Source organism: Streptomyces sp. NPDC048442, from assembly GCF_040651475.1.
GTDB lineage: Bacteria > Actinomycetota > Actinomycetes > Streptomycetales > Streptomycetaceae > Streptomyces.
Genome location: NZ_JBEZKB010000049.1, coordinates 1 through 13,140 on the forward strand (window position 1 = coordinate 1; position 13,140 = coordinate 13,140).

Sequence of the window (13,140 nt, forward strand, 5' to 3'; positions counted from 1 at the left end):
GACGGGCTTCTGGGCGACGACCTCGCGCTGACCCAGCCTGCGGACGTGGACGAGACAGACCACCAGGAGGAGGAAGGCGGCGCGCGGTCTGCTCCGCAGACACGACGCGGCGTCGCTACGCGACGCTTTCCCGTATCGCTCCGCGATACGGTCGCCGGTCCACTCCGTGGCCCTGCGGTGCGGCTTTGCTGCACGAATCCGGTCCGCTCCGCGGCCCGGGCCGGCGCTTCGCTCCGGCGGGCCTGGATCGCTCCGCGATCCAGCCTTGCGGCTCCTGCTCCGCAGTAACCTTAGCTGGCTACGGGGTTGGGGTGAGATTCGTTGTGGCCCTGCGGGCTGAGTGGGGGTCAGGCGGGGTGACGGGTGCGGGGGTTCGAGGGAAGAAGGAACGGGGGACGCTGTGGAATCCGGCCTGCTGTCGTGGTTTCACCGTAGCAGACCAACACCCTCCTGCATCGCCTTCCGCAAGCATTGTGCGTCAATCTCCTTCAGCAGGTAGGCTCTGGAATTAGAGGCCACCGCCGGAGCGCCAAGTGTGTTGCTGCAGATAGATACTCGGTTGGCGTCTTGTAGATCGCTCGGATAAAGCCGCTACTTGATCTACGAGTTGTCACGATAAGCGAATTGCGTGCGGGAACGTGTCCCCGTGATTCTCTCGGATGCAGGTCGAGGAGGGACTCGTCATGTCAGCGAATTCGCTGTTCCCGCATCAGAAAGAGGCGGTCGACGCCGTGCTGAGGGCGCTTCAGGTACCCGCCAGCGGCGCGATGCCGTCCGATGGGCTGCGGACGCAGGTCATCGCGGCGACCGCGACCGGCAAGACCCGCATCGCCGCCGCGGTCGCCCAACAGCTCTGTGTGCAGCGAGTGTTGGTGCTGGTGCCCTCGCTCGATCTGCTGGTGCAGACGGCGAAGGTGTGGCGGGCTGCTGGGCGTACGGGGGCGATGGTGGGCGCGTGCTCGCTGCGGTCGTCGCAGTCCGAGGGCGTGCCGTGCACGACCGATGCGGGCGAGCTGGCGGGATGGGTGGAGTCGCTGGAGCAGGTCACGGTGCTGGCGACGTACCAGTCGCTCGGGAAGAAGCTCCTGGAGCGCGCCCACGCGGCCGGGATGGGCGCGTGGGACCTGGTCGTGGTCGATGAAGCGCACCGCACTAGCGGGGACGGTCTGAAGCCGTGGGCGGCCGTGCACGACCAGGCCAAGATTCCGGCAGACCGCCGGCTGTACATGACGGCGACCCCTCGGGTCTGGGAGACCTCCCAGGACGCGCATCGCGGCGGGCGGGCGGCACCGCGGCTGATTGCCAGCATGGAGCCGGACTCCCCGATCTTCGGACCGGTGGCTTTCGAACTGCCGCTCTCGGAGGCGGTAAGCAAAAACCTGGTAGCACCGTTCCAGGTGGTGGTGGTCAACGTGGTCGACCCTAAGCTGCGGAGCGCCCTGGAGGAGGCCGAGAACGGGTCCGACGCGCTGCGCGGAACGCGGCTGGCGGCGTTGCAGACCGGACTGGTCAAGGCCGCCGCGAAGCACCAGATGCGGAAGGTACTCAGCTTCCACAGCCTCACAGCGGACGCCGAGGCCATGGCGGGCGGGCTCGTCGGCGTCGCGCGGCAGCTCTGGCAAGACGATCCCGAGACGTTCCACGCGCCGGAGCGGGTGTGGGCGGACTGGCTGTACGGCGAGCACGCCCCCGCGTACCGGAGGGAGGTCCTGGAGGAATTCGGGTCCGATGTCATCGACCGGGAGGACGGGGTATACCCGGCGGCCTTGCGAGTGCTTTCCTCTGTTCGTGTTCTGGGGGAAGGCGTCGACACAGTGAATTGTGACGCGGTCGCCTTTTGTGACACCCGTGGGTCGATGGTGGACATCGTGCAAATGGTAGGACGGGCCTTGCGGCTGCGTCCCGGGAAAGAGAAACTGGCCAGTCTCGTCGTCTTCACCTTCACTCCCCCAGGCGAAAACGGTGAGGGAAAGCTGTCCTCAAGGGGGCACGAACCCCTCGCGAAGATCCTTGCCGCGCTCCGTGCGTACGACACACGTCTGGTCGAAGCGCTCGCTGATCCCCGTGTGCGCAGCGGGAGTTGGAAGGACGGCGAGGGCGTCGAGGCTGACGGTGCGGACGGCGAGGGCGAGGGCCAGGAGCAGCAGGAGGTTGCCGAGGACGGTCTCCGTGCGCCGGCGCGGGAGGTGCTGCGGTTCGCGGAGCCGTGGGACCCGGCCGAGCTTGCGCGGTTCGTGCGGTTGCGGGTGATCGAGCCGGAGAACGAGTACTGGCGGCGCGGCATCGAGGCCTCCGTGCAGTACCGGGACGAGATCGGCGGCGACGAGCTCCTGGTCCCGTACGCGTTCGTGACCCCTCCCGAGTGGAAGCCCGGCAACTACCCGCTGGGGGTCTGGCACGCAGATCTGCGCCGGTACTACCGGGGAGGGAAGCTCGATCCCGCCCGCGTCGCCGAACTCGATGACCTGGGCATGGTGTGGAACCCGCTGGAACTGGCGGAGGCCTTCCAGGACTGGCTGCAGTGCGCGCGCAGCTGGACGGCGGCGCACGGGCACTGCCTCCCGCCTGCGACGGCGGAGTGGGAAGGACGAAAGCTGGGAGCATGGCTGAAGAACATGAGGAAGGCCGCCAAGATCGCGGACACGATCGCCGAGCGCCGCGAGGCGGGGCTTCCTGTCGGGTCGGAGGCCGGGGCGCTGACCGAGGGACGGCGCGACGCGCTGGACGAGATCGACCCCGGCTGGTGCCCCGCCTGGGACACATCATGGCAGCGGCGCCTGCGGCTCACCCAGCAGCACCTGAAGGACGGCGGCACCGTTCCCACGGTGCCGGGCGAACTCGTTGTTCAGGGGGAGGACTTGGGGGCATGGGTGCAGTCCTGCCGGTACGGGTGGGAGCAGCTGGTGCCCGTGCAGCAGTACCTCCTGGAGCACGCCCTCGGACTCGAACCCGCCGGCGAGGACGAGCGGCTGGTGAAACAGCGCACGCAGGACGACAAGTGGATGCTCAACCTGCGGGCGGCGCAGGCGTTCCACGCCCGGGAAGGGCACCTTCGGGTACCTCGGAAGCACGAGGAGCAGCTCGCCGGTGAGAGCGCGGGAGGCGCTCAGGCAGGCCCTGAGAGCGTCACGGTGAAGCTGGGGATGTGGGTCGCGAACGTCCGCAAACGCGCCGCCAAGCTCACCCCGGAACGGCGGGCCGCGCTGGACGAGATCGGCATGGAGTGGAGCGTGGGCGCGAGCAGGAGGAGCGCGTCTTGAGTCCGGCGCGGCGGGCGCTGATCACGTCGCACTGGTTTCGGGAAGGGCCCGACCCGTTGGCGGGGTACTGGGTCTGTGACTTCCACGGGTGCGGGCGCCACCGCAGCGCTCATGCGCAGGCCGAGGGCGACTGGCGCGGGCCACTCGTTCATACCGCAGCGGATCAACCCGCCCCGCTGCTACACCTGCGGCTACCACCGCTCCCAGACGCGGCACCTGGCGTGGACCTGGGAGCAATACGGCGCCGCGCTCCAGGAGGGCGTGCCCACTGCTGACGCCCGCGCCGCCGGTACAAAGAACGTCGTTGGACAGAAGGAGTGTTCCCAGTGAGCGAGGGACAGATGAGCGCGGACGCGTACACCAGCGGTCCGGTGGAGCGGGCGGCGGAGGAGGTGCGGGAGGGTGCTGCGGACCGGGTGCTGGCGGTCGCGGTGCGGTCGTACGCCGCCTTCGCGGTGCACGTGCGCTTCAACGACGGCATGACCGAGGAAGTCCTGCCCGTCCTGTGGTCGGTAAACCCCGAGGAGGAACGGGCGGCATACCCGGGCGGCTGGAGGAGTTCGTGAACACCTCCCGGGAGCGGCTGGTGCGGCTGTTCGCGGAGTACGGGCCGCAGTCGGCGATCGCGAAGCACGGGCGGCACGAGCTGCTCGCCCACCCGGTGTCGCTGATCGCGCTGGAACGGTTGTCGACGGCCCGCTTCGCCCTGGCCCTGCTGTGGGATGGAGAGCTGCCCGACCGGTGGCTGAACGACCTCTGCGGTCCGTGGGGCATCGGCGAAGTGCTGTGAGCCAAGACGCCGGTGAGTGCAGCAGGCAGGGAATGGTGGTGGGTGGCGGGCGCGCGACCAGGAGGAGCGCGGAGTGACGGTGGTGGTGCCGTACGCGCGGGGACAGCGGTTGGGCGGACGCAGGTTCCAGTGCGATGCGACGGCGGTGCGCTCGCGGGGTGGGGCGCGGACGTTCGCACTGCTGGATGGGATCGGCGACAGCGAGGTGGTGCAGGAGTGGACGCGGGCACAGGCCCGGTTCCTGGCGGAGGGCGGGCTCCGCCACGGGGAGGCGTACAGCGCTTTGCGGGCCCTGCACGCGGTGTGCGCGTACGAAGCGCAGCAGCCTGGTGCTCTTGAGGTGGGTGCGGTCGCGGTGCTGGCCGTGTTGGTGCCGGGCAAGCCGGTCAGCCTCGCCTGGTGCGGGGATGCGCGTGGCTCCGGGTAGGCGCGAGTTCGAGCGTGGCCGGTACCACCTATTTCAATCCGGTCACCCGCCCCACAGCACGGGTGCAATGACATGTTCCCAAAGTGCTACCAAGGAAGGGCCGGGAGCGTGTTCCGGCGCCCGTCCGCCGTCCAGTCGCGGATGTCGTCGACTAGGGCGGCGTCGTTTGCAGCGGCCAGCGTCGCGGCGCGGGCCAGGGTGGTGTTCGGGACGGTAGGGGGCAGCCCGGTGAGGGCCTGTGCGACCGCCTGGCCGGCCAGGGCGTGGGCCTCCTGCGTGTGATCGCCGAGCGCGTTCCACAGCTCCGCGGCAGCCTCGTAGGATCGAAGGCTGTACGGGTAGCTGGGGTTGGCCCCCTCGCGGTGGATCCGGCCGAGGTACATCAGGGTGCGGGCCGCCAGTTCCCGCGCACCACCGGCGCGGAAGTGGTCGACGGCTTCGGTCAGACGGGCTGCTGCCGAATCGGTGCTGTCTCGGGTGGACTCGACGGCGCCCAGGTACATCAGCGCCAGTCCGAGCAGAACGGGATCAGACGCGTTCGGGTCGCGGGCCGTGCGTACCGCGCTCGTCAAGTGCTGTTTGGCCTGCTGCCACTCGTTCCGATCGCGGTGGGCGAGGCCCAGGTCAATGAGGACCCGGACGACGAGGGATTGGTCGCCCGTGAGGCGGGCACTGCGGAGGGCGTCGTTGAGCTGGGCGACATGGCTCCGCGAACGGCTTGTGGTCCCTGCGCTCCGCTGCGCCCGGGTGAGAGCGAGCAGCGCGCGGGCCAGCCCCGCGTGGTCTTCGGCCCGACGCGCACCGTCGCGGGCCTGTCGGAAGAACGGCATCGCACTTCGGGGGTCCCCCTCGGCAAGCAGGATCTCACCGAGGTTCAGCTGTGCCGCGCGCTGCACCTCGGTCATTCCCGTGTCGCGGGCAACGCGGATGGTTTCCCGGAAGGCGGTAATGGCTTCGTCAGTGCGGCCCTGACGGTGCAGATTGGCGGCTTCGGTACCCAGCAGTCGACACTGGTCGGCTGGCTGCTGGAGTTCCCGGTACAGGGCGCGGCTGCGCCGGTATGCTTCGGCCGCCGCACGAGGGTTCCCGGCGGCGTCGTGGGTGAGGCCCAATTCTTCCAGCACAGTGGCCCGTGCACCGCGATCCCCGTCCCGCCGGTACTGCTCCGCCGCATCCTCGAACGCGGCCACGGCTTCCGTACGACGTCCGAGTGCCCGGTACTCGGCGCCCAGCCGGGCGAGGATGTGCGCGGAGGGGGTGTCGTCGCTGCGGGCGGCCCGAAAGTGGGCGATGGCTCGGCTGTGATCGTTCTGTGCGGCGGCGATGTCGCCCAGTTCGGTAAGGCACTCACGTGTTCCAGGCTCAAGCGCACCGGGAGTGGTGGCCAGGTCGGTGAGCAACCGGTAGGCATGTGCCGCGGCGCGATGGGCAAGCTCCAGCTGCCCGAGCTGACGCAGAACGCCGGCAAGGTGATACTTCACCTGGGCCAGCGAACGGGGCTGATCCGTGTGCCGCAGGCGGCGTTCGGCGCGGGTGAGCAGGGAGCGCGCGGTAGCGAGTTCGCCGCGCGCCGTGTGCAGGCAGCCCAGGCTGGTCAGCGTGGTGGCCTGCACGGCGACGTCGGCCCCGGCTTCCGCGGCATCGACCGCGAGCCGCGCGGTGGTTTCCCAGGCCCCCAGCTCGCCGAACCTCTCCAGGTCCGGCGCGAGGGCGGTGGCGAGCTGCCAGGTGTACGAGCGCAGTGGGCCGGGCAGTCCGGATGCTTGCTCGGTCAGGGCTATCAGGTTCTCCAGCTGCTGCTCCAGCCAGGCCCTTTCGCTTGATCTTCCGGCATCCAGCTGTTGTTGGTACCAGGCCAGGACCCGGCCGAGCGCGCTCTGACGGCTGCTGTCGTCGTCCTCGTCGCCAGAGCGTTCATGCGCGAACAGCCGCAACAGGTCGTGGAATTGGGTGCGGCGTGGAAGGGTGGCACCGTCTGTGCCGACCTCGATCAGGTGGAACTGGATCAGGCGGTCCAGGGCTTTGCAGGCGGCGTCCATCGGGGCTCCGGCCGCGGACGCGGCGGCCTCGTAGGGGAGATCCTGGGTGCGGGGCACGGCGGCAAGCCGGAAGAGTCGCTTCTCTATGTCGCTCAACGCGTGGTAACTGATGAGGAAACTCGCGCGCACACCGAGGTCGCTGGTGGTGAGCGTGTCCAGCCGTTGCCGTTCGTCGGCGAGCTTCGTGGCGAGGAGCTCCATCGTCCACCCCTCGCCGTGCTTCAGCCGGGAGCCGGCGATGCGCAGCGCCAGCGGCAGTCCTCCGCAGTGCTGTACGACCTCCTCGGTATGTTCGCGGTCGGCGGCGACCAACTCGGAGCCGACGATGCGGGTGAGCAGCGCGACCGCTTCTTGCTTGGTGAAGACTCTCAGGGTGCACGACTGTGTCGCTTCCAGCCCCTCCAACCGGGAGCGGCTCGTGATAACTACCGTGCAGGAGCCGCTGCCGGGCAACAGGGGACGCACCTGCGCCTCGTCGAAGGCGTTGTCCAACAGGATCAACGCCCTTTTCCCGTCGAGCAATGAGCGGTAGCGGACAGCCGCGGCCTCCACCGTGCGCGGGGGCCGCGGCTCGCCGAGGCTCTGGAGGAACTGCTTCAGTACCACGAGTGGTGGTACGGGCGCCGCATCGTCGTCCCCGCCCCGGAGGTTCGCGTAGAGCTGGGCGTCCGGGAAGCTCCGCACCACGCGGTGCGCGAGGTGGATCTGCAGCGTCGACTTGCCCACCCCGGCTGTGCCGTCGATGGCAGAGATCAAAAGGGTCCGCGAGCCTGCTTTGATCTGCTGTTGGAGCTCCAACATCTCTTCCTCCCGCCCGGTGAAGTCAGCAATGTCACGCGGGAGTTCATGCGGACAGTCAGCACTTCTCCGATCGGCAGCGCGGGCACGTACCTGGAGAGCGACAGCGAGCGCCACCAGCGCGGCCACCAAGGCCCAAGGAGCCCAGCTGCTTCCGCCGAGCCACTCCTTGACCGAGTCTGTGGCCACCCCCTCGACAATGGCGAGCAGGCTCGCGACGACGGCTGGCAGCAGGACGGGCAGATGGCGGGATCGGTTTGTCCGACGGGTCACTGCCACCCGCCGCTACGGAAAGAAGAGACGCGGCGGCGCCTTGGGAGCGGGCGGACGCACCGGTGTGAAATTCGGGGGCTCAAAACGGGGCGGATCAATCGGCACGCCATTCCCGGCACGTTCCCCCGGAACGTCCGGAACGCTGTCCCTCCAGGAATCCCCGATGCGGGGCCAGCCGGGGGTGGTGGTCGGCTGGCCACTACCGGGAAGGGTGCCAGGGTATCCGGCGCCGTACCCAGGGACTGTGTACGGCGGGTGGAGCCCTATGTTGCAAAAGTTGTAGCCCGGGAGGTAGATGCTCTCGTACTCCAGCTTGTACTTCGGCAGCCCGTGCTTGCCCTTGCGTCCGGTATCGACAAAGCGCCCTACCTTGAGCAGCTTCGGCGGCGCAGAGCACGGCTCGACCGAAGGTGTTCCTGTCGGCGATGGCTTCACTGGCTTCTTCGGCTTTTTCGTGCTCTCGGACGGCACGGGTTTCGCGCTGGGCGTGCGTGTGAGTTCGTACCTGGGAGCCGGGGCAGGCGTCGGCGTCGGTGCCTCGGAAGTGGTTTCCTGGGAGGCCGGGGGCCGGGCCTGTGCCGACAGGGGTCGCCCGTCCTGCGCGCAGGCGGATATCCCGAAGGTCAGACTCGTGGCCAGTCCGAAGACCACCGTTCCGCCGAGAACGCCCTCCACCGTGGTGCCGCGCCAACGAGTGCTCATGGCATGTACCCCCGTATCTGCCTACAGGGTAAGGGAGTTGGGCGTGCCACCGAAAGGAATCCGCTCGCCTGGCGCCCCCGTTGTGTTCTTGCGGCTCCGTAATCAGGGCGTCGCACAGGTTGGCGACGGCGGTCAGGAGCAGAGGTATCGGGCCCGTGGAGGGCACAGCGGCTGCATGCCGCAGTGCGGGGGCGGCGTTCAGGAGGAGGTCGGCCTGCTCCTGGTCGCGCGCCGGAACTCTGTGCCCGGTGTCACCTCGAACGCGCGCCGCGGCCCTTCTGCTGGCGCCGATCGGGGGAAGAGCGGGGACTGGCCGTACCCCCAGCCCGGGCTTGCTGATGATTCGTCTCGCGAACGGCTGAGCAGTTCGCCCATTTTGAGACATTGTGACAGCGTCGAGTGTGGGCGGTCGCCTAGCTGCCAACCCTCGAGAACATCGGCTCTACACCAGCATCCGGCCGCCCGGAGCACCTCCCGTCGTCGTACCCGACTCCTGGCGCATCCCCGAAGGCAGGACCGACATCCGCCACGCCTCCGACCCGACCCCGGAGAACCCCGCAGCCCCGTCCGGCACCTGACACCCGCCGAATTCCTCACGGTGCAGGCCGGGCCGGCACGTCCCTCTCCGCTCGCGCCGAGGCTCGCGCGGCGGTACAGGCTGCCTCCGATGCCGTGCCGACGCGGGAGGTCAGCGGCGGATTTGGGTGTCCACCAGGTCGGTGAGGTGCGTGTCGCCGGATTCCAGGGCCGCCCAGTACAGGATGACCAGCCGTGCCAGCAGGACGCGGTGCGTCGTCACTTCGGACGCTGTCGGGGTGTCGCTGGGGAGCTTGTCGTAGCGCAGGACGGCACGTACGTCCCAGAGGTCACCCGGGGTGCGGGTGGTGAGTGCTTCTCGCACGGGCTCCAGCTCGGTGACGCCGCCGCCGATCTCCCGGCACAGCCAGTCCACGGCGCGGCGGTAGGAGTCGGCAATGCTGCTGTGCAGCGCCGGGAGGTAGTCGCGGACGAGGTGGGAGGGTCCTGCGACGCTCTGGATCCACCCCTGGGCGAGGTAGCCCCAGAAGGAGTCCGGCACGTGGAGGTGGTCGGTGAGCGCCAGGGCGACGCCGTCGGGTACTGCCACGAGATCGCGGCCCAGCGCGCTGCGCGTGGCGCGGTCGAGGAGCTGGCGGATCTCCGCGGGCCTGGCCGGAGCCAGGCGGCGGGCGACCGCGCGCGGCTCGAAGGCCCCGGGCGCCGGGGTGGTGGGGTGCGGGAGGATGCGCCGCCACCCCCTGTGCAGGAGCCATCCGCCCTCGACGGTCAGGGGCATGCCGGGCGAGCGGTGGTCGGGCGGCTGTGGTGTGGGTGCGGGGCGCAGGGTGTGCAGGGCCAGGAAGGCGCCGGCTTGTACGGCAAGGCGCGCGAGCTCGCCCTCGGAGGGCGCCAACCGGCTCGTGTGGCCCCACACGTAGAGATCAGGTTCGGTGATGGGCAGCATGGCGACTCCCAGAAAGGGGGGGTGTGGTGGCGGCCGCCCCGGGTTCGGGCAGCATCCCCGCAGCGGCGGGGAGCAGGCCCGCCGCATCCGGCGGGCAGTTCGAGCGTAGCGAGCGCGGCGAGCGGGCGGAGGCGGTTCAGCGGACGTCGCTGCGGTATCCGCGCCCGGGACGCCGGGCTGCGGCGGACTGCACCTCGGCGGTGGGGTAGCGGGCGCCCTTGGGGCCGCCGCCCTCGCCCACCACACCCCAGCGGCGCATCTGCTTGCTGACCGATCCCGGCGCGATGTTCAGGTACTCGGCCACTTCGTCGCGGGACATCGTGGTGTGCGGGACGCTGCTGTCCTCTCCCAGCAGCGCGACCAGGGCCGCGCGCGTACTGCGTGCCGCGCCCTCGGCCTTCTGCACTTCCGCGCGGGCACGCTCCGCGCGCGCGAGCGCCTGCTCGTGCTCCGCCCGCAGGCGGGCCACCGCGGCCGACCAGTCGGTCAGGAGGGATTCCACCTCCGCCCACAGCCGGGGCCACGACGACACCACGTCACCGGTCAACTCGGCGTGCTCGGTGCGGCCGGTGACGCTGACACGGAATTTGGCCACCGGCTGCGGCAGCTTGAAGTTCACCCGGGACGCCCCGGTGATCTCCAGAGTCACGCCGCCGCGCCGCCAGACAGCCGGAACACCGGCCGGCGCCTGGGAGCAGGCAGCCTCCACCTCGCTGCGGAAGAGGTCGGCGGGGTCCTCGTCGGGCAGCGGGGGCAGCTCGTGCTCCGCGACCAGGTCCCAGAACTCCTCGCCGGGGACCTCGTCGACCGTCAGGACGTCCATGCCCCTCAGGACACCAGCGAGGGCATCAAGGTCGTAGTCGTCAGCGTTGTCGCCCAGGGCCCGACGAAGGGAAGCATCCAGATCAGACATATGCCGTACCTCGCACGTGAGTTGACGGGCGGGCCGGTCAACCGACCCGCCACTAACTATGCCCTAGGTAGGGCATAGTGTCAACGCGGCCTCCTCGACCCCAGACGGGACGTCATCGCTGCCGCACCCCACCGCCAAGTCCGTAGGTGCTACTCCCCGCGCACCCTGGTCACCGTGGCCGTGGCATGCCGGGTGGTGCCGGCGTTCTCTGGGGGTTAGTCGACTGTGGCGTGACGTTGCGCTACGCCATCTCGTTGGTGGGGTAGCACGACTGGTGATCGTTCAAACGGCTCCGCCTCCCACGGAACGGGGTCGATATGCGCGTGCATGGCGGAAGTTCGGGGTGCAAGCTACCGGGATGAACATGGAAGAGGTCGGCGCGCGATTGGTGGACAGATATGGCCTGACGGGAGGCCAGCGGTACTCAAACTCAGCCCGGACCGAGCACTGTTGACCAAGCAGGTGGAGATGCTGCGTGTGTTCGCGCCGTCGGGTCGGGTGCCAGCCGTCTTGTTTGCCGACGCGGACGCCGGGGCGATGGTGTTGGAGGAGGTCCTGCCCGGCACCGTGGCCGACGACATGCCGCAGACGTCTTTGCCGCAGCAGTGGGGAGAGTTGCTTGCCGCATTGCACGCCGTGGCCCCACCCGCGCGCTGGCCACTCGATCTGCGCGGTCGGTTTGACGAAGCCTTCGCCCGGATCGGCCGGCGGCTGTCCGAGCCGGCCATCGGTGCACGGATCGGGCAGGCCGCCTGGCAGCGGGCGATACGACGCTGCGAGAGGTTGCTGGCCAGTCAGGCCAGGCTCGTTTTGTTGCACGGCGATCTGCACCTCGGCAACGTCCTGGACGGCGGCCCGTCGCGCGGTCTAATCGCTATCGACCCCAAGGCATGTGTAGGCGACCCCTGCTTCGTCGCCGTCGACTACGTAGTGGCCGGCGCCGGACAAGAGGGTGTCGAGGCCCGTTGCCAGCGGGTGGCGACCGCGTGCGGGCTCGACGGAGACCGGCTGTATGCCTGGAGCCGAGTGATCGCACCAATGGCAGCCATCGCACACCTCACCTATGACGGTCCAGAGCCCATGATCGATGAACTACTCACCCTGTCTCGCTGATCCCACGGGAGTATCAGTTCGCCCCGGCGAGGGAGCAGGGTGGGCCGTGCCAGCGGGCTCCCTCGCCGTGTTCGGACACGACGATCGGCGTCAGGCTCAGTTGCACGATCCGTGCGGTGCCGTTCCGGGCCGGGCGGCGGGCAAGCTGCGGATGTCACAGAGGGCTGCGGCCTGTTCTCTCAGACGCACGATCTCGTCGTGCTGCGCGGCCAGGCGCGAGAGGACGAGTTCCTTGAACGTGGTGAGCTCGGCAACGGTTTCGTCCCGCTGCGCCAGGCGTTCCTTGAGCTCGGCGACCTTGGCCTTGAGCCGTTCGATCTGCGCGATCCGCGGGTCGATTACCTCTCCGGCCTCCTGCAGCGTACGAAGGCGCCGCTCAAACTCTTCACCGAGGTGCTGGTAGGGCCCTTCGCGAACGCTGCCGTCGCGGTCCTTCTTCGCGTAGAAGCCGGTGCGGGTTATCCCGGCTTCGGCGGCAAGGGTCTTGAGGTCGCATCGGCCGCCGGGTGGGAGATCACCGCGCAGGAGCCGATCCATGGTGGCCCGGATCGCTTCCTCGTTTCGGGTTCGGTCGGTGTTATGTAACCGACCGTACGGACGAGACACAGTGGGGAACACCCAACAAGCGCGTTCGATAGCTTCCTCAACCCGGCTTACGAGACACGGCAGTTAAGCGGAAACAACCCACGGGCCGGAGCTGCTCCCACCACTGGCGGGCGACGTCCAGGTCCTCTGTCATCGGCACGGCCTGCAACGGCGGTCCGAGGGGGGCCAGGGTCTCTACGAGGATGGCTCTCCTCTCCCGGTACGGACGGGTGCGGAGATCGCCGTGGGCGGGGTGGCGGAGGATGTCGAAAGCGGCGTAGGACGCGGGGAGTTGGCGGATCAGGGCGCTCGCCCTGGCGGCGCCGGCGGATGCCCGCGAGCGGACCGCACCGAAATCCAGGCGCCCCTCCCGGTAGATCACCGCCTCACCATCCAGCAGCACCCCGGGCTCCAGGTCCATCCCCGCGACGGCGAGATCCATCCACGACGACGTCACGACCCGGCTCGATTTCGACCGCAGGACCACGCTGCTCTCCGTGCGGTGAAGAGTCATTCGATCGCCGTCGAATTTCGGCTCGGCCGCCCATCCCGGGCCCTCGGGCAGGGCGTCCACGGGCTGGGCCAGAGCGAGCACCACCGGGGGGCCGCTCGTCATGCGCGTCCCCCCTGGGTATCCGGGCGCCGTACCACGATCTCGTCCATGCCCCCACCGTCCACCCCTGCCAGGCAGACCGCAGGTCGACACAGCGCCCGGCGCCCACTCTCGTCCCTCGGGGCGTTCCCGCCCTGCCGCACG

Annotated in this window: 10 protein-coding genes; 5 read left to right on the forward strand and 5 right to left on the reverse strand. The window is 69.3% G+C overall.

Features of this window, described 5'->3' with window-relative positions; all coding sequences use genetic code 11:
* The first annotated feature begins 683 nt into the window (after window positions 1-683).
* The 4 genes from AB0D18_RS39620 (at window position 684) to AB0D18_RS39635 (ending at window position 4,477) form a co-directional block, all read left to right on the forward strand.
* Entirely contained in the window at window positions 684-3,260 is a 2,577-nt protein-coding gene (locus AB0D18_RS39620; protein WP_362430552.1) for a Helicase associated domain protein, read from the forward strand.
* A gap of 326 nt (window positions 3,261-3,586) precedes the next feature.
* The gene (locus tag AB0D18_RS39625; RefSeq protein WP_362430554.1) at window positions 3,587-3,826 is read left to right on the forward strand and encodes a hypothetical protein; all 240 of its coding nucleotides are present in this window, start codon (window positions 3,587-3,589) and stop codon (window positions 3,824-3,826) included.
* On the forward strand, window positions 3,823-4,050 hold the full coding sequence (locus AB0D18_RS39630) for a hypothetical protein (protein ID WP_362430556.1): 228 nt from the start codon (window positions 3,823-3,825) through the stop codon (window positions 4,048-4,050). The genes AB0D18_RS39625 and AB0D18_RS39630 overlap by 4 nt, the downstream gene beginning before the upstream one ends.
* 73 nt (window positions 4,051-4,123) lie before the next feature.
* The gene (locus tag AB0D18_RS39635) at window positions 4,124-4,477 is read left to right on the forward strand and encodes a PP2C family serine/threonine-protein phosphatase (protein ID WP_362430558.1); all 354 of its coding nucleotides are present in this window, start codon (window positions 4,124-4,126) and stop codon (window positions 4,475-4,477) included.
* 86 nt (window positions 4,478-4,563) lie between these two features.
* On the opposite strand, the gene AB0D18_RS39640 is transcribed toward AB0D18_RS39635, so the two are convergent.
* The 3 genes from AB0D18_RS39640 to AB0D18_RS39650 all read right to left on the reverse strand — a co-directional run bounded on the left by AB0D18_RS39640 (window position 4,564) and on the right by AB0D18_RS39650 (window position 10,685).
* Window positions 4,564-7,317, reverse strand: coding sequence for a tetratricopeptide repeat protein (locus AB0D18_RS39640; protein ID WP_362430559.1), 2,754 nt, complete (start codon window positions 7,315-7,317; stop codon window positions 4,564-4,566).
* 1,660 nt (window positions 7,318-8,977) lie between these two features.
* A complete protein-coding gene (locus AB0D18_RS39645) occupies window positions 8,978-9,772 on the reverse strand; it encodes a hypothetical protein (RefSeq protein ID WP_362430561.1) in 795 nt (264 codons plus the stop codon).
* 136 nt (window positions 9,773-9,908) lie between these two features.
* The gene (locus AB0D18_RS39650) at window positions 9,909-10,685 is read right to left on the reverse strand and encodes a hypothetical protein (protein ID WP_362430563.1); all 777 of its coding nucleotides are present in this window, start codon (window positions 10,683-10,685) and stop codon (window positions 9,909-9,911) included.
* A 327-nt stretch (window positions 10,686-11,012) separates the two neighbouring features.
* Between AB0D18_RS39650 and AB0D18_RS39655 the strand changes: the two genes are divergently transcribed.
* The gene (locus AB0D18_RS39655; RefSeq protein ID WP_362430565.1) at window positions 11,013-11,798 is read left to right on the forward strand and encodes an aminoglycoside phosphotransferase family protein; all 786 of its coding nucleotides are present in this window, start codon (window positions 11,013-11,015) and stop codon (window positions 11,796-11,798) included.
* A 96-nt stretch (window positions 11,799-11,894) separates the two neighbouring features.
* Here the strand turns inward: AB0D18_RS39655 and AB0D18_RS39660 are convergent, their stop codons facing one another.
* Window positions 11,895-12,335 (reverse strand): hypothetical protein, encoded by a 441-nt coding sequence (locus AB0D18_RS39660; RefSeq protein ID WP_362430567.1) that lies wholly within the window; start codon window positions 12,333-12,335, stop codon window positions 11,895-11,897.
* Window positions 12,336-12,441: 106 nt separating this feature from the next.
* Complete coding sequence (locus AB0D18_RS39665; RefSeq protein ID WP_362430569.1) at window positions 12,442-12,999, reverse strand: ATP-dependent DNA ligase; 558 nt, start codon at window positions 12,997-12,999, stop codon at window positions 12,442-12,444.
* Between the last annotated feature and the right edge of the window lie 141 nt (window positions 13,000-13,140).

Coding starts and splice junctions, on each gene's coding strand:
- AB0D18_RS39620 (WP_362430552.1), top strand. CDS start 684: ATGTCAGCGAATTCGCTGTTCCCGCATCAGAAAGAGGCGGTCGACGCC.
- AB0D18_RS39640 (WP_362430559.1), bottom strand. CDS start 7,317: ATGTTGGAGCTCCAACAGCAGATCAAAGCAGGCTCGCGGACCCTTTTG.
- AB0D18_RS39645 (WP_362430561.1), bottom strand. CDS start 9,772: ATGCTGCCCATCACCGAACCTGATCTCTACGTGTGGGGCCACACGAGC.
- AB0D18_RS39650 (WP_362430563.1), bottom strand. CDS start 10,685: ATGTCTGATCTGGATGCTTCCCTTCGTCGGGCCCTGGGCGACAACGCT.
- AB0D18_RS39655 (WP_362430565.1), top strand. CDS start 11,013: ATGGCGGAAGTTCGGGGTGCAAGCTACCGGGATGAACATGGAAGAGGT.
- AB0D18_RS39660 (WP_362430567.1), bottom strand. CDS start 12,335: ATGGATCGGCTCCTGCGCGGTGATCTCCCACCCGGCGGCCGATGCGAC.
- AB0D18_RS39665 (WP_362430569.1), bottom strand. CDS start 12,999: ATGACGAGCGGCCCCCCGGTGGTGCTCGCTCTGGCCCAGCCCGTGGAC.